Below are 23,098 nucleotides of genomic sequence, written 5' to 3' on the forward strand. Positions count from 1 at the left end.
TCAGACGATGACGCCGTGCCGGCCCAGCGCCCAGCGCACCGGCTCGGCCACCATTTCGTCGGGAAAATCCAAACGCGCCCGCAGCCCCGCCACCACTTCCGGCGTGGTGGGCGCGTTACCCAGGCCCACCGCCAAGTTAGACAGCCACTTAAGGTAGCCGATGCGGTAAATCGGGCTGCCAGCCATCTTTTCCTTGAACTCGGCCTCGCTCCAAGCGAACAACTCTAGCAAGCTCACGTCGTCCAGACCATGACGCACCGCAAAATCCGTCTCACGGCTATCGACCGCGAAACGGTTCCACGGACAGAACAACTGACAATCGTCGCAACCGTAAACACGGTTGCCGATCAAGGGCCGCATCTCCTCCGGAATCGCCCGCTTCAATTCTATCGTCAGGTAGGAAATGCAGCGCCGCGCGTCCACGGTATAGGGCGCGACGATGGCCGCCGTGGGACAGACATCGATGCAGCGGGTGCAGCGGCCGCAATGACCGTCCTCCGCCTCGTCCTCCGGCAAGGGCAGATCGGTGAAGACCTCCCCCAGGAAAAACAAGGAGCCCTCGTTCTTGGTCAGCAGCAGAGTATGTTTGCCTCGCCAGCCCAAGCCGGCCTGGGCCGCCAGCGCCACCTCCGCCACAGGAGCGCTATCGGTGAACACCCGGTAGCCGAAATCGCCGATTTCCCGCTTGATCCGCTCCGCCAGCGCCTGCAGCCGGTTGCGCAAGACCTTGTGATAATCGCGTCCCAGCGCGTAACGCGATAAATAGGCTTTGCCGCCGTCTGCCAGCACTTCGGCCGAAGCGCGGGCCTGCGGCCAGTAATGCATGCGCAGAGAAATAACGGACAGGGTGCCGGGCACCAGATCCGCCGGCTTGACCCGCAAGGAGCCGTGGCGAGCCATATAGTCCATCTCGCCGTGATAACCGGCGGCCAGCCAGGCGTTCAACTTCTGTTCCGCCTCCGGCGGCAGGCCGGCGCGACCGATTCTGGCGTCGGCGAAACCCAATTCGCGCGCCCAGGCTTTGATTTGGCGCGCCAATTCGGGATAATCCGTTTTTTGTAAAGAGTTTTCGGTCATGGCCATGGATGATACCAGCGTTCGCTGCGGCTACCTGGAAGATGAAACCGCTACTCTGGCGCTGGGCAAAGCCTTCGCCGAAGCGGCGCAAGCCGGCCTCGTCGTCTATCTATTAGGCGATCTGGGCGCAGGCAAGACCACGTTCACGCGCGGCCTGCTGACCACGCTCGGCCATGCCGGCAAGGTCAAAAGCCCCACCTATACTCTGGTGGAGAGCTATTCTTTTCCTCACTATAGCGTGCACCATTTCGACCTGTACCGTTTCGCCGACCCCGAGGAATGGGAGGATGCAGGCTTCCGCGAATACTTCGGTCCGGACAGCCTGTGTCTGGTCGAATGGCCGGACAAGGCCGCGGACCTGCTGCCGCGCGCCGACATCGTGTTGGAACTAGCCGTGGCCGGAAATGGTCGCAATTATCGTTTACTTGCCCACTCAGAAACCGGACAGTCATGCCTGATTCGACTTTCGACCCCATCCGCCGCCGCTTGATCGGTGCCGCGGCCGCCACCTTCATGCTGTCGGTGAGCCGCGTCGGCTTCGCCTCCGGCAGCCAGGTTGTCGCCTTGCGCATATGGCCTGCGTCGACCTATACCCGCATCACGCTGGAAGCCAGCGAGGCCATCCAATACAAGCAGTTCACCATCCCCAACCCCAACCGCTTGGTGATCGACCTGCAAGGCGTGCAGCTCAACAGCGTGCTGAAAGACATCGGTGGCCAGATTTCCGCCGCCGACCCCTATATCAAGACCGCCCGCGCCGGCCAGTTCGACCCGGAAACCGTACGCCTGGTGCTGGAGTTGAAAGCCGACGTCAAGCCGCAAGCCTTCACCCTGGCACCGGTGGCCGAATACAAACACCGGCTGGTGGTGGATCTTTACCCGGCCGGCGGCCAGCAAGACGATCCCCTGCTCGCCCTGCTGCAGGACTACAACAAGGGCAAGCTGGAACAGCCTGCGCCGCAGATCAAGCCCAAGAAAAAAGACAGCAACCGCCCCATCATCGTGATGCTGGACCCGGGCCACGGCGGCGAAGACCCCGGTGCCGTCGGCCTGAACGGCACTCGCGAGAAAGACGTGGTGCTGCGCATCGGCAAACAGTTGAAACGGCTGGTCGACGCGGAAAGCAATATGAAGGCCTATATGACCCGCGAGGAGGACGTGTTCATCCCGCTGGGCGTGCGTGTGGCCAAGGCCCGCAAGCTGAACGCCGACCTCTTTGTGTCCATCCACGCCGACGCCGCGCCCAACCGCGCCGCGCGCGGATCCTCGGTGTTCGCGCTGTCGGAAAAAGGCGCTACCAGCGCCTTCGCCAAGGCACTGGCGCAAAGCCAGAACGACGCCGACCTGATCGGCGGCGTCAAGATTGGCAGCAAAGACAAATACTTGGCGCACACCCTGCTGGACCTGACCCAGACCGCCACCATCAACGATAGCCTGAAACTGGGCAAGACCGTGCTGGGGCATCTGGGCGGCCTCAACAAACTGCACAAGAGCGCGGTGGAGCAAGCCGGCTTCGCGGTGCTGAAAGCGCCAGACATCCCGTCCATCCTGGTGGAGACCGCCTTCATCTCCAACCCGGAGGAAGAACAGCGCCTCCTCAGCAGCGACTTCCAGCAGCAAATGGCCAATGCCATCTTCACCGGCATGAAGGGTTATTTTTCGCAAGGCGCGGCGCTGGCCGCCCGAGCCTGAGCAGCTCCCTCCCCCCAAACGAAACAGGTCCCGTACGGGACCTGTTTTTCATTGAGGCCGGGCGCTCACTCGCCGCGGCTCGCCTCGCTCGGCGACTCTTCCTGCGCCGGCACCCGGTAGCTTTCCGACGCCCACTCGCCCAAATCAATCAAACGGCAGCGCTTGCTGCAAAATGGACGGAACTGGCTTTGCGGCTCCCAGCGCACCGGAGCGTGACAAGTGGGACAGGCGACAACGCGAACAGAATCAGACATGGTTTCTCAAAACGGGGCAAAGACCAGCGCACGCCGGTCAGAATTTGCAATTGGTCAGGTGAAACTCGACATCCTGCTCGGTCTGCCGCGGCCGGGACTCCCCGGTCACCGCGCTGACAAAGCGGATATTGAGCGCATATTTATTGGCGGACAGCTCGGGCAGCAATTCCAGGCCGCCGTCGTAGGCCACACGGATCAGCTGCACCACCTTGCCGCCGGACATCTGCTGGAACACGCCTCGGCGCGCCACGTAATGATGGGTCTTGCCGCTATCGCGCAACAGGGTCAACAGAATGCCCGCCGCCTCGGCGGTGGGCATCAACGGCGACGCCCAGCGCTTGATATCCTGGCGCCGCACTTCAGCCGACTTCTGCTGCCACTGATGATAGGACGGCAAATCGAACTGACAGGTGCCGCCGGGAATGCCCGCGCGCTGCTTGATCGCCATCAGCCACTCGTTTTCACGCAAGTGTTGACCAAACTTGCCGGTCAGCGCCAGCAAACGGCTGGACGCGTGCTCAATGTCCTCCAGCACCCCCTCCAGGGTCTCCTCCGCCACTTGCGGATTCTCGCGCAGCGCTTCCAGCATCTGTTTCTGCCGCTCCAGCTCCTGCAGCAGATCCGCCTTCAAATCCGCGCGCGAGGCGGTTTCCATCAGCTCGAACAACACCAGCAGGGCCGCATGATGATCATACGGATGGTCCTTGCCGATGAAATACCCAAGACGTGCGTAGAGATGCTCCAGGCGGAGCAGGATGCGGGTTCGCTCGGTGACGGGAAACTCAAAACTGATCACGGCGCATCGGCCCTTCTGCTTGGCTCGCGAGAGCCCGGTTATGATCTATCGGCTAGGCTGGCAAGATAATAATCGTGTTTGGCGTCGACTTGAAGCCTCAATGCAGCCAAGCTGTCATTATTACAAATTATATCGTCGGCGCGTTCACGTCGCTGCGCTCGCGAACATTGCGCCGCCATGATCGCGCGCACGGCTTTTTCGTCCATGCCGTTGCGCCGCATCACCCGCTCTAGTTGCACCGACTCGTCGCAGTCCACCAGCAAGGTACGCGACAGCATCGGCAGATAATGCCCGGTTTCGAACAATAAGGGCACCACCAGCACGCAATACGGCCCGCGCGCAGCGGCCACCCCGGCTTCGCTCTGCCGTCGGATCAGCGGATGCAACACGCTCTCAAGCCGCTGCCGGCTGCCTGAGTCGGCGAACACCCGCTCGCGCATCCAGCCCCGATCCAAACCACCATCCGCTCGCACCGCCTCCGCGCCGAACTCAGCCTCCAAGGCCGGCATCGCCGCGCCGCACGGGCCGGTCAACTCATGCGCGATGGCGTCGGTATCAATCACCGGCACGCCCAATTCAGCGAAACGATCAGCCGCCGCGCTTTTGCCGGAACCAATGCCGCCGGTCAAACCCACGACTTTAATAGGCATGCAAATACCAATTCACAATGTCCTGCCCCCAGATCAAAGCGATCCAGCCGGCGGCCGCAAGATAAGGGCCAAACGGCAGCGGCTGACCGCGTCCGTGCTTGGACAGCAAAATCAAGATCACGCCCACCACGGCCCCCACCAGCGAAGACAGCAAAATCACCAAGGGCAGCAAAGTCCACCCCAACCACGCGCCCAAAGCGGCCAGCAGCTTGAAGTCGCCATAGCCCATGCCCTCCTTGCCGGTGGCCAGCTTGAAGCCGTGAAACAGCAACCACAGGCACAGATAGCCCGCCATCGCGCCTATCACCGCGTCGGCCAGCGGCACGGTGCCGGTCAGCAAATTGAATAACAAGCCCCCCCACAGCAAGGGCAAAGTCAGGTTGTCCGGCAGCAGCTGCGTATCCGCGTCGATAAAAGTCAGGGCCAGCAGCACCGCGGTCAAACCCATATAGGCCGGCAGCTGTTCCGACCAGCCGAAACGCCAGGCCAGGAAAGCGAACAACAGCCCAGTCGACAGCTCCACGACCGGATAGCGCCAAGGGATCTTGGCTCGGCAACTGCCGCAGCGTCCGCGCAGCAACACAAAGCTCAATACCGGGATATTCTGCCACGGACGCACCGCGGCCCGGCATTGCGGGCAGTGCGAGGCAGGCCGCATTAAGTTGTAGGGCTCGGACGTCTCGTCCTCTTCCAACTGCAGACAATCAACGCAATTGCGCCGCCACTCGGCCTCCAGCATCTTGGGCAAGCGATGAATGATCACATTCAGAAAACTGCCAACCAACAAACCCAGCGCCAGCGCCGCGCCGGCGAAAGCCAGCGGATACGAGCCGGCGATCCAGCGCCACTCCTCAATCATCCAACCACCTGCCCCATTTTGAAAATCGGCATATACATCGCAATGATCAAACCGCCGATCAAGACCCCCAGAATCACCATGATGGCCGGCTCCAGCAAACTGGACAGCGCGGCAACCGCATTGTCGACTTCTTCTTCGTAAAAATCTGCCACCTTGTCCAACATCTGGTCCAACGAACCGGACTCCTCCCCAATCGAGGTCATCTGCAGCACCATATTAGGGAACAAGTCGGTCCGCTGCATCGAATAGTTGAGGCTGGAACCGGTGCTGACATCGTTCTGAATCCGCTTGGTGGCATCCGCGTACACCTGGTTGCCGGAGGCGCCGCCCACCGAATCCAGCGCTTCCACCAGCGGCACCCCGGCGGCGAACAAGGTGGATAAGGTGCGCGCCCAGCGCGCGATGGTGGCCTTGCGGATGATATCGCCGATCACCGGCAGGCGCAGCAGGATGCGATCCATCCGCTCTTGCAACTTGGGCGTGCGCTTGAAGGCGTAGAGAAAGCCGAACAGACTGCCGAAAACCACCCCGAAGATCAGCCACCAGTAATGGACAAAGCCATCCGACAACCAGATCACGAACAGCGTCGGCGCCGGCAAATTAGCGCCGAAACTGGAGAACAAATCCTTGAACGCCGGAATCACGTAAATCATGATCACGGCGGTAATGATGAAGGCGGTGCCGACAATGGCGGACGGATAGATCAGGGCCGACTTGATCTTACCCTTGATCGCCATCACTTTTTCCTTGTAAGTGGCCAATTTGTCCAGCAAGGAGTCCAGCACGCCGCCGGTTTCGCCCGCGGCGATGATGTTGCAGAACAGCTTGTCAAAGTACAAGGGACGTTTGCGGAATGCCTCCGCCAGCGACAAGCCGGTTTCAACGTCGGCGCGCACCTCCAGCAGCATCTTGGTCACGGCGGGATTACTGTGGCCCTTGGCCGCGATGTCGAAGGCCTGCAACAGGGGCACGCCGGCGCGCATCATGGTCGCCAACTGCCGGGTGAACAGGGTGATGTCCCGCTCGGTGATGCGCTTGCCAAACCCGGCGCGCCGACGCTTGATCTTGACGACATTGATGCCTTGACGCCGCAGCTGAGTCTTGGCCACCGCCTCGGACTCCGCTCTCAATTCCCCGCGTATCGCCTTGCCCGCCTTGTCCTTGCCTTCCCACTCCCAGACAAAGCCCGGCGTCGCTTTTTTCGCTACCGTGACTGCCATTCCATGGCCTCTTTCTTATTCCAAGCCGTTAAGTCAGCTTTCCGGCTGCTGCCGGAGGCGCGAAACCGCTTTTATTCGTTAGTCACCGCTTCGATCTCGGTCAACGAGGTCAAGCCCGCCTTCACCTTCAGCAAACCGGCGTGGCGCAAGTCCACCATGCCCTCCTTGCGCGCCAAGTCGGCGATATCGATGGCGGTGCCATTCTGCATGATCAAACGCGTCATCGCGTCGGTAATCGGCATCACTTCGTAAATGCCGGTACGGCCGCGGTAGCCAGTGTTGCGGCACTCCTCGCACCCTACCGGCGCATAGGGCTTCCAGCTTCCGTCCAACTCCTCTTGCTTGAATCCCGCCCGCAGCAATGCCTCCTCCGGAATCTCCGCAGGTTTCTTGCAATGCGCGCACAGACGACGCGCCAAACGCTGCGCCATGATCAGCAGCACCGAGCTGGCAATATTGAACGGCGCCACCCCCATATTCAGCATCCGGGTCAAAGTCGCCGGCGCGTTATTGGTGTGTAGAGTGGAAAACACCATATGGCCAGTCTGAGCCGCCTTGATCGCGATGTCCGCCGTTTCGAAATCCCGGATCTCACCCACCATGATCACGTCCGGATCCTGACGCAGGAAGGCCTTCAAGGCCGAAGCGAAGGTCAAGCCGGCTCGCTCGTTGACGTTGACCTGATTGATGCCCGGCAAGTTGATTTCCACAGGGTCTTCCGCCGTGGCGATATTGATGTCCGGCTTGTTCAACAAATTAAGACAGGTATACAGCGACACCGTTTTACCACTGCCGGTGGGACCGGTAACCAACACCATCCCGTAGGGGCGTCCGATAGCCTCCAGCAACAACCGTTTCTGCTCCGGCTCGAAGCCCAGCTGCTCGATATCCAGATTCGCCGCCGACGAGTCCAGAATACGCATCACGATCTTCTCGCCGTACAAGGTGGGCAAGGTGCTGACCCGGAAGTCGATCGCCCGCGCCTTGGAAATGACCAGCTTCATCCGACCGTCCTGCGGCACCCGCTTCTCCGAAATATCCAACTTGGAAATCACCTTGATCCGAGAGGCGATCTTTTCCTTCAATACCAGAGGCGGCTGTGAAATCTCCTTCAACACCCCGTCTACCCGGTAGCGAATGCGGTAAAACTTCTCATAGGGCTCGAAATGAATATCGGACGCGCCTCCATTGATAGCGTCCAACAACACCTTATGAATGAACTTGACCACCGGCGCATCGTCGACATCTGGCTGTGGACCGGTATCCGTCGGCGCATCCGGATCGGCGAATTCAAGATCGCCAAAATCCTCGTTCTCCAGAGCCTTGATTGCGGCGGTGGCGTCCTCGCTGTACTTGCCAAGCATCTTGCCCAGCTTATCATCCTCCACCACCACGATTTCCACCGTCATACCGGTCTTGAAGGTGATGGCGTGATAGGCCGAGGTCTGGGTGGGATCGGAGGTGCCTACATACAGCTTGTTGCCGCGCTTGAGCAGGGGCAGCAAGCGCCGGCTGGCGATCAACTCGTCATCAACCACGCCCTTGGGCAACTGATCAAGATCAATGGCCGACATGTCCAACAAGGGGTAACCAAAGGTCTTGGACGCGAACATCGCAACATCTTGCGCCGTCATCTTCTTGCTCTGAATCAGCTGCTCGACGAAGCTGATATGCGACGCCTGAGACTGGCGCAGAATGGCGTCCGCATCCTGCTGCAACAGCATATTGTTTTGCACCAAGGCCCGACCCAAGCCGGAAATCCCAGCCGAAGCTTCCATACGCTTGCAACTCACCTGTGAACAGATTGGACGACACTGCGCGGCGCCCCGTATCAAAGCTCGCCACCTTGAAGACAGCCGCACTACCGTTACAACATTATATGCAAAATGCGGATGCTGCTTTGACTTAAATCCCGGCGCGACCGGATTCCATCGGCAGCCAAGCCAAAAACAAAAAGGACTGCCGAAGCAGTCCTTTCAAGATCATACTCAAGTGCGCTTAGAAGCGGTGCACCAGACCCAAGCCGAAGGAGTTTTCCTTCTCCACGTTGTTACCCTTCCATTTCACGTGGCCGTAGGAAGTGTAAACCTCGGTACGCTTGGACAAGGCATAATCCAGAGCCAGCACGTACTGGTCGTAACCTGAGTTGTTGACATCGCTGCCGCCAACGCTGATGTCGTAACCCTTGACATAGGAGAAGTACGGGGTCAAGGAACCGAAGGTGTAGCCCAGCGTCAGTGCCAACTCACGGGTTTTCACCTCTTTGCTCACATCCAGATTGCTGGAACCGGCTGTCAAAGCGTTAAAGGCAGCTTTGTTATACAACACGCCCTTGCTATCAGCGTAAGCGCCGGCGGTGCCGTCGATATAGCCGCGAATTTGTTGATAGCCCAAAGCCGCGTAGATATTGTTGGCCATGTAGCCGCCTTCGAAGCGGTGCCAATCTTTGTTCGAGCTACGTCCGCCAGACACCAGTGCCTTATTAGCATCGCCCCAGTGTTGATAGTTGTACTTGCCGAAGAAGCCGGAGTTCTCATAGCTCAGACCCAGGTTCCAAGTCTGGCGATTAGTGCGACTGCCATCGGTGCTTGCGCCGCGAGCTTCGTCGGTACCGTATAGGAACGCAAAACTGAAGCCGGCCCAGTTCGGGCTGTCGTAACGAACGGCGTTGTTGACACGGTCGTCAAGACGAGTGAAGTAAGCCAACCCCCCTACGCTTTGCGAGCTGTAGTAACCCGGATCAACTTGCTCCATCATATCGTTGGCGTAGTTGGACAGGCGGCCCAGACGGAACTTACCCCAGCTGTCGCCGGCCAAGCCGATGAAGCTATCGCGAGTATTGAAGCCGGAGGATTCGGAGCCGTCGATATTCACACGATTCTCCACCTGCCAAATGGCTTTCAGGCCATTGCCCAGATCTTCATTGCCCTTAAAGCCGATACGTGAAGTCCAGTCGTTGATCTGGGAGTTGCCTTGCGGCTTACCGTTAGAGTCCAGGGCGGTGCTCGCACGGTAAGTCTTGTTGTACTCGTAACCCCCACGGATTTCACCGTAGATGGTGACGTCGGCCATCGCGGCGGCGGCCGGCATCAGGGCGGCGATTGCAAGAGCGATATGCGTCTTGTTCATTGCAGTTCCTTTCAAGTCAGTTGATGTTGTCCTGTTGATTTCGCTGCTCTAAAGCCAGAGAACCCGGACATTTATGTGCCACCGATATGCTTCGGTGATCGCTAGCCTCAATATAAGACCGACGTTGCGAAAAAACAAAAACAGCATGTACTTTCGACAAAAAATCACTCAAAAAAACAACACCATCATCACAAACCATTGTTTTACATGAGCCAAGCTCCTAAATACCCCAACCATTAAGATGCAATTACACAACACAAGCGGTAACTTGGTGCAAAAAAGCAACAAACCACCAGACACAAAAAAGGACAACACATTGTCAGACAACCAAACCACAACGAATCCACCTGTAAGCAAGACCGCTCTTTACTGGCTCAGACGCGATTTGCGCCTGGAAGACAACCACGCCTTACGGCAAGCGCTTGCCTCGGGGCTGCCGGTTCAATGCGTCTTTGTTTTCGATAGCAATATTCTCAACACACTCCCCCCCACCGATCGACGCCTCGGCTTCATCTGGCAGTCCTTGCGGGAGATTCAGGATACCCTGCGCGCGGCGGGTGGCGATCTGTGGTGCGAAACGGGACCAGCGCAAGACGTCATCCCCAGGCTGGCAGCGCAGCTAGGTGCCGACGCCGTTTACGCGAACGAGGATTACGAGCCTTATGCGCGCCGGCGAGACACGATGGTTGCCCAAACCTTGGCGACGATCGGCAAGACCTTTCACGCCTACAAGGACCAGGTCATTTTCGCCCGGGACGAGCTACTCACGGCCAGCGGAAAGCCATTCACCGTGTTTACCCCGTATTGCAATGCCTGGCTCAAGAAGCTGAGCCCACAGCACAGCCAAGCGCTGACCGTGCCGCCGCTGACTGGCCGACTGCGCCCACCAGCGGGTACGCCGGCCATGCCCAGCCTGACAGAACTAGGATTTGGCCAGGCCGAGCCTTGCTTGCTGGCGCCGGGCGCGTCCGGCGCAAAAGAACTGTTTGCCGATTTTTGCCAGCAACGCATTCAACGCTACCATCAACAAAGAGACTATCCCGGCGTAAAAGGCGTGTCCTACCTCTCCACCCACTTGCGCTTCGGCACCATCTCGATTCGCCAATTGGTGCAATTCGCCTGCTTCGACGGCGGCGAAGGCGCTATGTGCTGGCTGAAGGAATTGATCTGGCGGGAGTTTTATCAGCAACTGCTGTGGCACTTCCCGGATGCGGCCACTCACAGTTTCAAGCCGCAATACCGCGATCTGCCCTTTCCCAACCGTCTGGACTGGTTGGAAAGCTGGCAGAAAGGACTAAGCGGTTATCCGCTGATTGATGCGGCTATGCGACAACTGAACCAAACCGGCTATATGCACAACCGGCTGCGCATGATCGCCGCCAGCTTTCTGGTCAAGGATCTGCTGATTGATTGGCGCCTGGGAGAACGCTATTTCGCGGAGAAACTGTTGGATTTCGATCTGGCGTCGAACAACGGCGGCTGGCAATGGGCCGCCTCCACCGGCTGCGACGCACAGCCCTATTTCCGCATCTTCAACCCGGTCACTCAATCGCAGAAATTCGACCCGGATGGACGCTTCATCCGCCGCTACGTACCGGAGCTGGCGGCGCTAAACGATCAGGCGATTCACGCCCCCTGGCAAGCCAAGACGCTGCCAGAAGGCCTCAAACTGGGCCGAGACTATCCGCTTCCCATCGTCGATCACGCCAAGCAACGACAGTTGGCGTTGGCCCTGTTCGGCAAGCAATGAAAAACGCCCGTAGATGCGGGCGCTGTTTCCTGCAAACCGTTGCCGGGCGGGGGGTCAGGGCTTTTTCTTGGCCGCCGGCTTGGAAGCTTCTTTCTTGGCTCCGGCCACCGGCTTGGCCGCAGCAGCAGCCGGTTTGGCTGCGGCAGCGGGCTTGACCGCCGCTTTCGGAGCAGCGCTGGACACTCCGCTGACCGCGATCTCACTGCGCAGTTTCTCCAAGGTCTTGTCGCCGATTCCACTGACATTCTTCAGATCGTCAACACTCTTGAACGGCCCGTTTTTGGCGCGGTATTCCACAATCGCCTTGGCCTTGACCGGGCCAATACCATTCAGCGCCTCCAACTCCTGCTGGTTAGCGGTATTGATGTTGACGGCGGCAAAAGCGGTGCCGCAAATCAGCATCAGGGCGACAAACAGGGCTAACAATTTTTTCATCATTGATCTCCTTGTGAGACAGGACTGAGCAACCTCAACCGCGTTGCAGGATCAATTCTATGACGACCTTGCTCCCAATGTAAGCCAGCGCCAAGGACAGGAAACCGGCCAAAGTCCAACGAATCGCCACCCGGCCTCGCCAGCCTTGCAACTTGCGGCCGATCAACAAGCCGCCGAACAGCAACCATGACAACACGGCGAAAACCGTCTTGTGCGTCAGCGCTGCGGCATGCCCCAGCACTTCCTCGGAAAACACCACCCCGGTCAACAAAGAAACCGTCAACAACAAAAAGCCGACGCCAATCACTTGGAACATCATTTTTTCCAGGGAAAGCAAAGGCGGCAATTGCCTAACCAGCGGAGACGCCCGTTTATCGTGCAGAGCCTTTTCCAAAAACAGCATCAAAATAGCGATCAGAGCGCCGATGGCGAACAGGCTGTAGGCGAACAAGGACACCAGGATATGCAGCACAAAAGCCGGATTGCTCAGATCCTGAACCACGTGTTGGCCGGGAAACAGCAAGGCGAAACCCAGCGCGGCCATCGCCAGCGGCATCATGAACAGCTGCAAGCCTTCCACGCGATAGAAAAAACTGCAGGTCCAATAAATCAGCAGCATGATCCACACCATTACCGACAGCGCGCGGCCAACGCCAAGAGACAGCAATGCCCCCTGTGTCAGCGGTAACAGCACGGCTATCGCCTGCAGCAGCAGCAGCACGCCCAATAGGCTGTGTTCCAGCCGCGGCTTGCGCGGCCAGCAAGCCAAGCCTCGCCAGTTGGCGAAGTAATGCCAGGTGAAGACCCCGTAAGAGAGGATCAACGCAATAGAAAGTATGAGCAGGAAGCTGGTCATGGCGGGTGTTTTATCAAAACCGGGTGCAGCCCGGCGGCTCGTGGTAAAATCAATGGTTTGAGAGTCTACACCAACCGGCAAGCCGTTGGCAGAAGTAAGGACGCACCATGCTAGACAACCTGACCAGCCGCCTGTCCGGCGTGATGAAAAATCTGCGCGGCAATGCGCGCTTGACCGAGGCCAATATCCAGGACGCGATGCGCGAAGTGCGCATGGCCCTGCTGGAGGCCGACGTCGCCCTGCCCGTGGTCAAAACCTTTATCGCCCAGGTCAAGGAACGCGCCCTGGGCCAGGACGTGGCCGGCAGCCTGACTCCGGGCCAGGCCTTGGTGGGCGTGGTCAATGAAGAATTGACCAAATTGATGGGCGAGAAGAACGACGCCCTCAATCTGGCGGCCGTGCCCCCTGCCATCGTACTGATGGCCGGCCTGCAGGGCGCCGGTAAAACCACCACGGTGGGCAAACTCGCCAAGCTGCTGAAAGAGACCCAGAAGAAAAAAGTGCTGGTCGTCTCCGCCGACGTCTACCGTCCCGCCGCGATCGAACAGTTGAAACTGCTGGCCCAGCAGGTCGAAGTCGAATGGTTCCCCTCTTCCGGCGACCAGAATCCCATCGACATCGCCCGCGCCGCGGTGGATCACGCCAAGCGCCATTTCTTCGATGTCCTGATGGTCGACACCGCCGGCCGCTTGGCCATCGACGAGGCGATGATGGCCGAGATCAAGGCGCTGCACGCGGCGCTGAATCCGGTGGAAACCCTGTTCGTCGTCGATGCGATGCAAGGCCAAGACGCGGTCAACACCGCCCAGGCTTTCAATGAAGCGCTGCCGCTGACCGGCGTCATCCTCACCAAGATGGACGGCGACTCGCGCGGCGGCGCGGCGCTGTCGGTCCGCCACATCACCGGCAAGCCAATCAAATTCATCGGCGTCGGCGAAAAGGTGTCCGGCCTGGAACCCTTCCACCCGGACCGGATCGCCAGCCGCATTCTGGGCATGGGCGATGTGCTGTCGCTGATCGAGGAAGTGCAAAAAGGCATCGATCAGGACGAAGCCGCCGCCATGGCCAAGAAGCTGAAATCCGGCAAGGGTTTCGACCTTGAGGACTTCAAGGCCCAGATGCAGCAGATGAAGAAAATGGGCGGCATGAGCAATCTGCTGGAGAAAATGCCGGGACAGCTGGGCCAGATGGCCAAAGGCGTGCAGGGCGCGGAGGCGGAGAAAGCCATGCGCCGCATTGAAGGCATCATCAACTCGATGACACCGCAAGAACGCCACAAACCAGAGTTGCTCAAAGCCAGCCGCAAGCGACGCATCGCCGCCGGCGCAGGCGTGACGGTACAGGAAGTCAACAAGCTGCTGAACCAGTTCGAGCAGACGCAGAAAATGATGAAGCAGTTCTCCTCCAAGGGAGGCATGATGAAAATGCTTCGCGGCATGAAGGGCATGATGCCCGGCATGTAAGCTGAAACGGGTGCCTGGCACCCGTTTTTCTTGATGTAAAAGGATTTCGATGTCGCTCGATGTTGCCGTTCTGACCGATTCGCGCCTGCTGCCGCCGGACGACCGCGACTGGTATCGCCGCCAGGTTCATCATGAGGACGGTTTGGTCCTGACAGCGCTACAGCGCCAGGGTTTGCTTGTTCGTCGTCTGGCCTGGGATGACCCGGACATGGACTGGGCCGACGCGCGCTGCGCGCTGTTCCGCACCACTTGGGATTACTTCGAGCGCCTGCCCGCGTTTTCCAACTGGCTGGCGCGCGCGGCCGGCCAAACGCGGCTATTCAACGAGATTGGGCTCATTCGCTGGAATCTGGACAAACACTACCTGGCCGAACTGCAACAAAACGCTGTTCATACGGTGGACACGCACTACATTGAGAAAGGCGCGCCGCAAACACTGCGCCAACTACTGGCGGAACGAGGCTGGAACGACGCCATCTTGAAGCCGGTCGTCTCCGGCGCCGCCCGGCACACCTATCGCGTCGCCCCGGCGAACGCTGAAACGCTGGAATGCGTGTATGCCGAGCTGATCCAACAAGAAGCCATGTTGCTGCAACCCATGCAACACAGCGTGTTGACTCAGGGGGAGCTGTCCCTGATCGTCATCGATGGTCATTTCAGCCACGCCATCCGCAAAACGCCGAAGTCCGGCGACTTCCGCGTGCAGGACGACCACGGCGGCCAGGTGCACCCGCATCAGGCCGACGCGCAAGAGATCGCCTTTGCAGAAGCCGCCGTGCAAGCAGTGCCTTTCGACGTGCTGTACGCGCGCGTCGACGTGATTCGCGACAACCATGGCCGCCTGGCGGTCATGGAGTTGGAAATGATCGAACCGGAGCTGTTTTTCCGCTTCCGGCCGCAAGCCGCGGAGGAGTTGGCCGCGGCGCTCGCGCGACGCCTGCGTTGAGCATTAAGGGATTTTGTACCGCAACCCGCCAGAACACCGGCAACCCACGTTTGGAACTACCCAGCATGAACCTGACCACGCTGACCGCCCTAAGCCCCCTGGATGGCCGCTACGCCGGCCAAGTCGAGGCCTTGCGCAATCTGTTTTCCGAGTACGGCCTGATGAAGTTCCGCATTAAAGTGGAGCTGGAATGGCTGAAAATGCTGGCCGCTGAGCCAGGCATCGAGGAAGTGCCTTCCTTCTCGGAAGCCACCATCCGTGAAATCGACGACGTGATCGCCAACTTCAACGTGCAGCACGGCGAAGAAGTCAAAGCCATCGAGGCGCGGACCAATCACGACGTGAAAGCCATCGAGTACTGGCTGAAGGAACGTCTGTCCGGCAACCCGGAAGTCATGGCGGCCAGCGAATTCATCCACTTCGCCTGCACCTCCGAAGACATCAACAACCTGTCGCACGCGCTGATGCTGAAAACCGCGCGCAACACCGTAGTGCTGCCCACCATCGACGAAGTCATCCACAAGCTGCAAAAACTGTCGCATGAGCTGGCCGACACCGCGATGATGTGCCGTACCCACGGCCAGCCGGCGACACCGTCCACCATGGGCAAGGAACTGGCCAATACGGTCTACCGCCTGAAACGCCAACGCGAACAACTGGTACACCAGGAAATCCTCGGCAAGATCAACGGCGCGGTGGGCAACTACAACGCCCATCTGGTCGCTTACCCCGACATCGACTGGGAAAGCTTCTGCGGCCGCTTCGTCACCGGCCTGGGTCTGACCTTCAACCCTTACACCATCCAGATCGAACCGCACGACTATATGGCCGAGCTGTATCAGGTTCTGGCGCGGGTCAACACTATCCTGGTAGACCTGAACCGCGATATCTGGGGCTATATCTCGCTGGGCTATTTCAAGCAGAAGGTGAAGAAGGACGAAGTCGGCAGCTCCACCATGCCGCACAAGGTCAACCCTATCGACTTCGAAAACGCCGAGGGCAATCTGGGCATGGCCAACGCCATCCTGGGCCACTTGGCGGAAAAACTGCCGGTATCGCGCTGGCAGCGCGACCTGACCGACTCCACGGTTCTGCGCAATATGGGCGTGGGCTTCGGCTACACCATTCTTGGCCTCAAAGCCTGCCTGAAGGGCTTGAACAAGCTGGAAATCAATCCACAGGCGATTGCCGCCGATCTGGACAATAGTTGGGAACTGTTGGCGGAGCCAGTACAAACCGTAATGCGGCGCCACGGCGTGCCCAATCCGTACGAACAGCTGAAGGAATTGACGCGCGGCAAGGGCGGCATCACCCGTGAAACCTTGCATGCCTTCATCAAAAACCTGGAACTACCGGAAACGGAAAAAGCCCGCCTGCTGGAATTAACCCCGGCCAGCTATATCGGCAAGGCATCGGAACTGGCCAAGCGCATTTAATCACGCCTGCTCGAGCAATAAAAAGCCGCCGTTACCCGGCGGTTTTTTTAATTCAGCGGCCATTGATCGGACAGACCACTGGAAGGAAAACAAAAAACCCAGCTTTCAAAAGAAAGCTGGGTTTTTGAATTTGGTTGCGGGGGCAGGATTTGAACCTACGACCTTCGGGTTATGAGCCCGACGAGCTACCAGACTGCTCCACCCCGCGTCAGAGAGGTTGCATATTATACAAGCCATTCTTGGCTGTCAAGATATTTCTATCTTGAGCCAATTCAAACACTCCAATCCACCCAGCCCAACTGCCATGTAGCCAATATCACCAAGCCGAATACGATGCGATACCAAGCGAACGCATTGAAGTTGTGGCTGGACACATAGCGAATCAAACCACGCACCGCGAAGAAAGCGCTGATGAACGCCGCGATGAAACCAACGCCTATCACCGGCACATCCGCGGCGGTGAACTGGTGCCAATGCTTGTACACATCGTAGAACGTGGCCGCGAACATGGTAGGCACCGCCAGGAAAAAGGAAAACTCAGTGGCTACTTTGCGGTCCAGGCCAAACAACATGCCGCCGATAATGGTGGAACCGGAGCGCGATGTGCCGGGTACCATGGCAAACACCTGAGCGACCCCCACTTTCAAGGCGTCTTGCCAGCTCATCGCATCCACGCTGTTCACCCGCGGCACGCGCTGCCTGCGCTCAACCAGCAGAATGATGATGCCGCCCACCACCAAGGCCAGCGCCACGGTCAGCGGGTTGAACAAATAGTGTTTAATCGCCTTGATCGCGAAGAAACCGATGACCGCCGCCGGCAGGAAGGCCACCAGCAAGTTGCTGATGAAGCGCAACGACTGCGCATCCCGCTGCAAAGCGCCCTGCGCCACGCCCAGAAAACGCTGGCGGTATTCCCAAACCACCGCCAGGATCGCCCCCAGCTGAATCACCACCTCAAACACGTCGGCATTGTTTTGAAAACCGATCAGGTCCCCCACCACAATCAAATGCCCGGTGCTGGAAATCGGGAAAAACTCCGTCACCCCTTCGACAATGCCCAGTAATAAAGCCTTGGCCAACAGCATCACATCCATGTCCACCCATCCCCCATCAAGGATTAATACGCACAAAAGGCAGCCCCAGGGCTGCCTTCTTCACCAAGCGTCTTGCTCGATTCTTATTTTTTCTCGGCTCGGGCTTTGGCCACCAGCTCGTTGATCACCTGCACCATGCGCTCCGGCGCCACCGGCGTCACCACGTACTTGCCGTTGACGATCACCGTCGGGGTGCCCTGGATCGCATAATCGCGAGTCATCTTGGCCGCCTTGGCCACCTGCGCGTTCACGCCGAAGGATTTGTACGCCTGCATCACCTTGGCGGCGTCAACGCCCTTCTGCTGCTTGAGCCAGTTAGCGAACACACTCTCGTCAGACAGATTGATGCGCGACTTCACTACAGCCTCGAAAGCCGGGCGGTGCAGTTTGTCGTAGGAACCGGAGGTCTTGAAGGCGGAGAACATGCGCACGAAGCCTTCCATCGACTTTTGCCACACGATCTGCTCCTTGGAGAACGCCACGTCGGCGGGCTTGCTCTTTTCCCAAGCGCTCATCGCCGGCTCAAGCTCCAGGCAGTGAATGCAGTGATAGGAGAAGAACTCGATCACCTCCACCTTTTTCGGATCCGCCACCGGCTGCGGCGTCGCCAGCATGGTGTAATCCTTGCCCAGCTCAATCGCCGCGTTTGCCAGGCCGCTGAACAGCATCAACGAAAGCAATAACCACTTTTTCATTATCGATTCCCTAATAGAGGAAGAGTTTATTCCGCCTTGACGACTGTCGCGCCAATGCCATCCTGCTTCAACTGAGCCTTCACTCGGTCCACCTCGTCCTGGCGGCTATACGGCCCCACCCTGACCCGATGCACCAGTCCCTTTTCCGGCACAGTCACCGACTGGATTTTGGCCTCCACGCCCAACAAAGCCAGCTTAGCCTTGAGGTTGTCCGCCTCGTCCTGATTCTGGAAGGAACCCAGCTGCAAGTAGACCTTTTTGGCTGCCTGCTGAGCAGAAGGTTCCGCCGCCTTGCCGTTCTTGCCGGGCACCGCATCCACCTGCCCAGGCAAGATCTTGTAGAAATCAAAGCGCTGCTCTTCCTTGCCTGCGTCCTTGGTCGCCGGCGCGGTTGCGGCCGGCTTGGCGGGAGCTTCCGCCGGCATCGGCGGTGGAGCGGACGGCGCCTCCTGAGCCGGCTTGGCCACCGGGGCCGGCGCAGTAGTGGTTTCCGAAGCTGCATCCGCAATGCGCGTGCCCGGAGCCAGCAGCTCCGTCGGCGGCGCGGAAGCGCCGGCCGCTTTGCGATCCAACTTTTCCAAGTTGCTGAACGGCGTAGAGGACTTATTCAGATACATGGCGAGGCCAACCGCGACGGCAACGCCGACGATCAGGCCGATGACGATGCCCGCCACCATGCCGCCGCCTCCGCTCTTAGAGCTGGATGAGCGGCCACGGGAACTACGGGAGGAATTTTTTAAATCTCGATTTGCCATGCAGCACTTACGCTTTTAACTAATCAAATAGTTCAACAAACTATCTGGATTGATCAATTCTTTATTTATTGTTAGCCATTAGGCATTGCAGCTCGTCGTAATTGAATCGCCTGCAACACATGCTCCCGCATGACCATAGCCTGACCCTGCAAATCGGCAATGGTTCTGGAAACCCGAAGTATCCGATGATAACTCCGCGCCGACAAGCCGATCTTGTCCAAAACTTGCCGCAATAATGCCAGCCCTTCGGCGTGAAAATCGCCAAGCGCTTCAAGTTCGGCCCCGCTCAAGCCGGCATTCGCCTTTCCCTGCCTCGCCAATTGTCGACGATACGCCGACTCCACCCGTTCACGCACCAAAGCGCTGGGCTCGCCGGCGGCCCCATCCACCAACTCGTCGGCAGGCAAGGACTGCACTTCAACATGCAAATCGATGCGGTCCAATAAGGGACCGGATATTTTACCTCGATAGCGCCCCACTTGCTCGGGCGTGCACCGGCATTTTCCGCTGAAATGCCCAAGATAGCCACACGGGCAGGGATTCATTGCCGCAATCAGCTGAAATCGCGCGGGAAAACTGGCTTGGCGCGCGGCGCGCGAAATGTGGATTACTCCGGCCTCCAGCGGCTCGCGCAAGACCTCCAGCACTTTACGATCGAACTCCGGCAATTCGTCCAAAAACAAGACCCCATGATGCGCCAGGCTAATTTCTCCAGGCCGGGGATCGCTGCCACCGCCCACCAGCGCAACCGCGGACGCGGTATGGTGCGGAGAACGGAACGGCCGTACGCCCCAATCGTCCAGGGCAAAGCCATCGGTCCCCAAAGAACGCACGGCGGCGCTTTCCAGCGCCTCTTCATCCGGCATGCCGGGCAAGATACCGGGCAGGCGGGCGGCCAACATGGATTTGCCGGTGCCGGGCGGGCCGATCAACAAGAGGCTATGCCGCCCTGCCGCGGCTACTTCCAGCGCATGGCGCGCCATGGACTGGCCTTTGATATCCAATAGATCAAGGTAATCCGGAAGCGAGCGGGACGAACCGCCCTCTTGTCGGTACGGCTCCAGCTCGGAGAGACCGTTGAGAAAGGCGCAGGCCTCAACCAGGGTGCTCACGCCATACAAAGGCATGCCCTCAAGCACAGCGGCCTCCCTGGCGCTGGCTACCGGCAAGATGAAGGCGCGCCCCGCCTCCCTCGTTTTGCACGCCATCGCCAAGGCCCCGCGCACCGGCCGCAGGGCCCCGGTCAACGCCAACTCTCCCGCGATTTCATATTCCGCCAATTTGGGACAGCGTACCTGTCCGCTGGCAACAAGAATGCCAATGGCGATGGGCAGGTCAAAACGGCCGGAGTCTTTGGGAAGATCGGCCGGGGCCAGGTTGACGGTGATGCGCCGGGCCGGGAACTCAAAACCAGAGGTCAAGATTGCCGCGCGGACTCGCTCCCGGCTTTCCCTCACCTCCAGATCAGGCAAGCCGACAATGGTGAAAGCGGGCAAGCCGTTGGCCAAATGCACTTCCACCGCAACCTCAGGCGCGTCCACTCCGGCCAGCGCCCGACTTGCGACCACAGCCAGCGCCATGTCGCTCAGGAATGGCCGAGTTCTGATTGAGCCTCTACCGTGGCTCGCGCCTCCTCCGGGAACACCTGCGCCTCTAAGCGCGCTAGCTTCTGCTCCAGTTGAGCCAGCTTCTCCCGAGTTCGCACCAACACTTCCTGCTGCACGTCGAACTCCTCGCGCGTCACCAGATCCATTTTGCTGAATGTAGAGGCCATCATCGCTTTGACGTTTTTCTCGATGTCCTTGGCCGGACTGGCGGCAATAGTTTCGCTGATCTTGTTGCCGATTTCCTCGAACAGCTTTTGGCTCAACATGACGCGGCTCCTTGAGTGAATAAGTGATAACAGAGCAGAGTGTAGCAAAAAGCCAAGTCCGCTACCCGCCAGCGCGTACCCATTGGCAACCCCCATCCCAACTCCGCGCCCTTCGCGGCACCAAATCAGTGCGGCCCCTCATCGCCGCATGCACCGGGAAAGTGCCAAAAAGGCCAGTACAGACCTTTTTTGCATTGCAACATGATCTTAGCGTTTTCTTTTGCGCCAATCCGGCCTGGCACGATTCATGCGTACTGACGCGACAGCAGCGCTCAACTCAAGACACCGGATCATCAGACCCAAGGAGCAGTCATGAAACTCGTTTCTGCCATTATCAAGCCCTTCAAGCTGGACGAAGTCCGCGAAGCCTTGTCCTCCATCGGCGTGCAAGGAGTCACCGTCACCGAAGTCAAAGGCTTTGGTCGCCAGAAAGGGCATACCGAACTCTACCGCGGCGCCGAATACGTGGTGGACTTCCTGCCCAAGGTCAAACTGGAGATCGCCATAGACGACGCTTTGCTCGACCAAGTCGTGGAAGCCATCGAAAAATCCGCCCGCACCGGCAAGATCGGCGACGGGAAGATCTTCGTTTACGATCTGGAACAAGTGGTGCGCATCCGCACCGGCGAAACCGGCGCCGACGCGGTCTGAACCGCAATAGAGACTTAGGGGAAACGACAATGAAAAAACTGCTCGCAACCATTCAGCTCGCCGGCTTGGGCCTAATGGCCCCGCTGGCGTTCGCCGCCGCGCCGGCAGGCCCGGCGATTGCCGACGCCAAGAGCATCAGCGCCGGCGACACCGCCTGGATGCTGATCTCCACCGCCTTGGTTCTGTTCATGACGATTCCCGGCCTGGCGCTGTTCTATGGCGGCATGGTGCGCAAGAAAAACGTGCTGGCGACGCTCATGCAAAGTTTCGCCATCACCGCGCTGATCACGGTGCTGTGGGCGGTCATCGGCTACAGCCTGGCCTTCACCGTCGGCACGCCTTATCTCGGCGACTTGAGCCGCGTGATGCTGGACGGCATGGTTTACCTGAAAGACGCCGGCAAATTGGCGGTACATCCGCTGGCCGGCACCATACCTGAATCGGTGTTCATGACCTTTCAGATGACTTTCGCCATCATCACCCCCGCGCTGATCACCGGGGCCTTCGCCGAGCGAATGAAGTTTTCCGCGATGCTGGTCTTTATGACCCTATGGTCCTTGCTGGTCTACGTACCGGTAGCGCACTGGGTCTGGGCGCCGGGCGGCTGGATGGCGGACAAGGGCGTGCTGGACTTCGCCGGCGGAACCGTAGTGCACATCAACGCCGGTATCGCCGGCTTGGTAACCGCCTTGGTACTGGGCAAGCGCGTCGGTTTTGGCAAGGAAGCGATGCCCCCCCATAACCTGGTGCTAACCCTGGTGGGGGCATCGATGCTGTGGGTGGGCTGGTTCGGCTTCAACGCCGGTTCCGCCGTTGCTGCAGACGGCCGCGCCGGCATGGCCATGGTCACTACCCAACTTGCCACCGCCGCCGCCGCGCTGGCCTGGATGTTTGCCGAATGGCTCACCAAGAAAAAACCTTCGGTGCTGGGCATTGCCTCGGGCGCGGTCGCCGGCTTGGTCGCCATCACGCCCGCGGCCGGCTTCGTCGACGTCAAAGGCGCGCTGATTATCGGCCTGGCAGCCGGCGTGGTGTGCTTCTGGGGCGCCACCGGACTCAAGCACATGCTGGGCTATGACGACTCTTTGGACGCCTTCGGCGTACATGGCATCGGCGGCATCCTGGGCGCCTTACTCACCGGTGTCTTCGCCGTCAAAGAAATCGGCGGCGCGGAAGGCAGCCTCGCCGCTCAAGCGCTAGGCGTGGGCGTCACCGCGGCCTATTGCGCCGTCGTCACCTTCATCCTGCTTAAGCTGATCGATGTAGCAATTGGACTGCGCGTCGCGGAAGACGAAGAACGCGAGGGACTGGATGTGACCCTGCACGGGGAGCGCGTCGAATAAATCCAAATTTTCTTGTTGTGGTAAGGGACTTGGGGCGCCGCTGGCGCCCTTTTTTTTGCCAGAGAGGGTGCTTAAACTCCGGGGAGCCCGGACGAGACAACACGAAAACGGCTAAGAACCTGTC

General features: G+C 59.2%; 23 protein-coding genes and 1 tRNA gene. 8 read left to right on the plus strand and 16 right to left on the minus strand.

The features are described 5' to 3' along the window. A complete protein-coding gene (queG, locus tag MOV80_RS07530) occupies positions 1 to 1,083 on the minus strand; it encodes a tRNA epoxyqueuosine(34) reductase QueG (protein ID WP_324606831.1) in 1,083 nt (360 codons plus the stop codon). On the opposite strand from queG, the gene tsaE reads away from it, so the two are divergent. Beyond that, positions 1,076 to 1,567 carry a tRNA (adenosine(37)-N6)-threonylcarbamoyltransferase complex ATPase subunit type 1 TsaE gene (tsaE, locus tag MOV80_RS07535; RefSeq protein ID WP_019100894.1) on the plus strand — a complete coding sequence of 164 codons (492 nt, stop codon included), beginning with the start codon at positions 1,076 to 1,078 and terminating at the stop codon, positions 1,565 to 1,567. The two genes, queG and tsaE, sit on opposite strands and share 8 nt — an antisense overlap. Then, positions 1,528 to 2,769 carry an N-acetylmuramoyl-L-alanine amidase gene (locus MOV80_RS07540; protein WP_019100893.1) on the plus strand — a complete coding sequence of 414 codons (1,242 nt, stop codon included), beginning with the start codon at positions 1,528 to 1,530 and terminating at the stop codon, positions 2,767 to 2,769. The genes tsaE and MOV80_RS07540 overlap by 40 nt, the downstream gene beginning before the upstream one ends. Positions 2,770 to 2,834: 65 nt before the next feature. Here MOV80_RS07540 and yacG read toward each other — a convergent pair whose 3' ends face one another. The 7 genes from yacG to MOV80_RS07575 form a co-directional block, all read right to left on the minus strand. Beyond that, positions 2,835 to 3,023 carry a DNA gyrase inhibitor YacG gene (gene yacG / locus MOV80_RS07545; protein WP_019100892.1) on the minus strand — a complete coding sequence of 63 codons (189 nt, stop codon included), beginning with the start codon at positions 3,021 to 3,023 and terminating at the stop codon, positions 2,835 to 2,837. 37 nt (positions 3,024 to 3,060) lie between these two features. Beyond that, positions 3,061 to 3,819: a cell division protein ZapD gene (gene zapD, locus MOV80_RS07550; protein WP_019100891.1), complete on the minus strand. Its 759-nt coding sequence runs from the start codon at positions 3,817 to 3,819 to the stop codon at positions 3,061 to 3,063. Between the two features lie 38 nt (positions 3,820 to 3,857). Beyond that, positions 3,858 to 4,469 (minus strand): dephospho-CoA kinase, encoded by a 612-nt coding sequence (coaE, locus tag MOV80_RS07555; RefSeq protein WP_043591353.1) that lies wholly within the window; start codon positions 4,467 to 4,469, stop codon positions 3,858 to 3,860. Beyond that, complete coding sequence (locus MOV80_RS07560) at positions 4,459 to 5,328, minus strand: A24 family peptidase (RefSeq protein WP_043591355.1); 870 nt, start codon at positions 5,326 to 5,328, stop codon at positions 4,459 to 4,461. Before MOV80_RS07560 ends, coaE begins: the two co-directional genes overlap by 11 nt. Next, positions 5,325 to 6,548, minus strand: coding sequence for a type II secretion system F family protein (locus MOV80_RS07565; RefSeq protein WP_107732856.1), 1,224 nt, complete (start codon positions 6,546 to 6,548; stop codon positions 5,325 to 5,327). The genes MOV80_RS07560 and MOV80_RS07565 overlap by 4 nt, the downstream gene beginning before the upstream one ends. A 71-nt stretch (positions 6,549 to 6,619) precedes the next feature. Further along, positions 6,620 to 8,326: a type IV-A pilus assembly ATPase PilB gene (gene pilB / locus MOV80_RS07570; protein ID WP_019100887.1), complete on the minus strand. Its 1,707-nt coding sequence runs from the start codon at positions 8,324 to 8,326 to the stop codon at positions 6,620 to 6,622. A 220-nt stretch (positions 8,327 to 8,546) separates the two neighbouring features. Then, entirely contained in the window at positions 8,547 to 9,677 is a 1,131-nt protein-coding gene (locus tag MOV80_RS07575) for a porin (RefSeq protein WP_107732857.1), read from the minus strand. A 271-nt stretch (positions 9,678 to 9,948) separates the two neighbouring features. Between MOV80_RS07575 and MOV80_RS07580 the strand changes: the two genes are divergently transcribed. After that, positions 9,949 to 11,427 carry a deoxyribodipyrimidine photo-lyase gene (locus MOV80_RS07580; protein ID WP_345944380.1) on the plus strand — a complete coding sequence of 493 codons (1,479 nt, stop codon included), beginning with the start codon at positions 9,949 to 9,951 and terminating at the stop codon, positions 11,425 to 11,427. Positions 11,428 to 11,481: 54 nt separating this feature from the next. On the opposite strand, the gene MOV80_RS07585 is transcribed toward MOV80_RS07580, so the two are convergent. Further along, complete coding sequence (locus tag MOV80_RS07585) at positions 11,482 to 11,862, minus strand: helix-hairpin-helix domain-containing protein (protein ID WP_118268328.1); 381 nt, start codon at positions 11,860 to 11,862, stop codon at positions 11,482 to 11,484. A 34-nt stretch (positions 11,863 to 11,896) separates the two neighbouring features. After that, on the minus strand, positions 11,897 to 12,718 hold the full coding sequence (gene ccsA, locus MOV80_RS07590; protein WP_019103784.1) for a cytochrome c biogenesis protein CcsA: 822 nt from the start codon (positions 12,716 to 12,718) through the stop codon (positions 11,897 to 11,899). A 107-nt stretch (positions 12,719 to 12,825) separates the two neighbouring features. Here ccsA and ffh point away from each other — a divergent pair, with 107 nt between their 5' ends. From ffh to purB, 3 genes are all read left to right on the plus strand, one after another. Continuing rightward, positions 12,826 to 14,181, plus strand: a complete 1,356-nt coding sequence (ffh, locus tag MOV80_RS07595) for a signal recognition particle protein (RefSeq protein ID WP_019103785.1) — start codon at positions 12,826 to 12,828, stop codon at positions 14,179 to 14,181. Between the two features lie 49 nt (positions 14,182 to 14,230). After that, the gene (locus tag MOV80_RS07600; RefSeq protein ID WP_081575323.1) at positions 14,231 to 15,127 is read left to right on the plus strand and encodes a hypothetical protein; all 897 of its coding nucleotides are present in this window, start codon (positions 14,231 to 14,233) and stop codon (positions 15,125 to 15,127) included. Between the two features lie 65 nt (positions 15,128 to 15,192). Further along, positions 15,193 to 16,563 carry an adenylosuccinate lyase gene (gene purB / locus MOV80_RS07605; protein ID WP_043591371.1) on the plus strand — a complete coding sequence of 457 codons (1,371 nt, stop codon included), beginning with the start codon at positions 15,193 to 15,195 and terminating at the stop codon, positions 16,561 to 16,563. Between the two features lie 131 nt (positions 16,564 to 16,694). Here purB and MOV80_RS07610 read toward each other — a convergent pair. The 6 genes from MOV80_RS07610 to MOV80_RS07635 all read right to left on the minus strand — a co-directional run bounded on the left by MOV80_RS07610 (position 16,695) and on the right by MOV80_RS07635 (position 20,980). Further along, positions 16,695 to 16,771 (minus strand) — tRNA-Met (locus MOV80_RS07610). A 64-nt stretch (positions 16,772 to 16,835) separates the two neighbouring features. Next, positions 16,836 to 17,657 carry an undecaprenyl-diphosphate phosphatase gene (locus MOV80_RS07615; RefSeq protein ID WP_191186002.1) on the minus strand — a complete coding sequence of 274 codons (822 nt, stop codon included), beginning with the start codon at positions 17,655 to 17,657 and terminating at the stop codon, positions 16,836 to 16,838. Between the two features lie 83 nt (positions 17,658 to 17,740). Then, entirely contained in the window at positions 17,741 to 18,352 is a 612-nt protein-coding gene (locus MOV80_RS07620; protein WP_039756185.1) for a thiol:disulfide interchange protein DsbA/DsbL, read from the minus strand. A gap of 26 nt (positions 18,353 to 18,378) precedes the next feature. Beyond that, positions 18,379 to 19,029, minus strand: a complete 651-nt coding sequence (locus MOV80_RS07625; RefSeq protein WP_019103586.1) for an SPOR domain-containing protein — start codon at positions 19,027 to 19,029, stop codon at positions 18,379 to 18,381. 149 nt (positions 19,030 to 19,178) lie between these two features. Next, positions 19,179 to 20,687, minus strand: a complete 1,509-nt coding sequence (locus tag MOV80_RS07630; RefSeq protein WP_019103587.1) for a YifB family Mg chelatase-like AAA ATPase — start codon at positions 20,685 to 20,687, stop codon at positions 19,179 to 19,181. Positions 20,688 to 20,692: 5 nt separating this feature from the next. Next, positions 20,693 to 20,980, minus strand: a complete 288-nt coding sequence (locus tag MOV80_RS07635; RefSeq protein WP_019103588.1) for an accessory factor UbiK family protein — start codon at positions 20,978 to 20,980, stop codon at positions 20,693 to 20,695. A 312-nt stretch (positions 20,981 to 21,292) separates the two neighbouring features. On the opposite strand from MOV80_RS07635, the gene glnK reads away from it, so the two are divergent. Both glnK and MOV80_RS07645 read left to right on the plus strand, forming a co-directional pair. After that, on the plus strand, positions 21,293 to 21,631 hold the full coding sequence (gene glnK, locus MOV80_RS07640; protein WP_019103589.1) for a P-II family nitrogen regulator: 339 nt from the start codon (positions 21,293 to 21,295) through the stop codon (positions 21,629 to 21,631). A gap of 29 nt (positions 21,632 to 21,660) precedes the next feature. Continuing rightward, positions 21,661 to 22,974, plus strand: a complete 1,314-nt coding sequence (locus MOV80_RS07645) for an ammonium transporter (protein ID WP_019103590.1) — start codon at positions 21,661 to 21,663, stop codon at positions 22,972 to 22,974. The last annotated feature ends 124 nt before the right edge of the window (positions 22,975 to 23,098 follow it).

This window comes from Chromobacterium sp. IRSSSOUMB001, assembly GCF_023507765.1.
GTDB classification, from domain to species: Bacteria; Pseudomonadota; Gammaproteobacteria; order Burkholderiales; family Chromobacteriaceae; genus Chromobacterium; species Chromobacterium haemolyticum.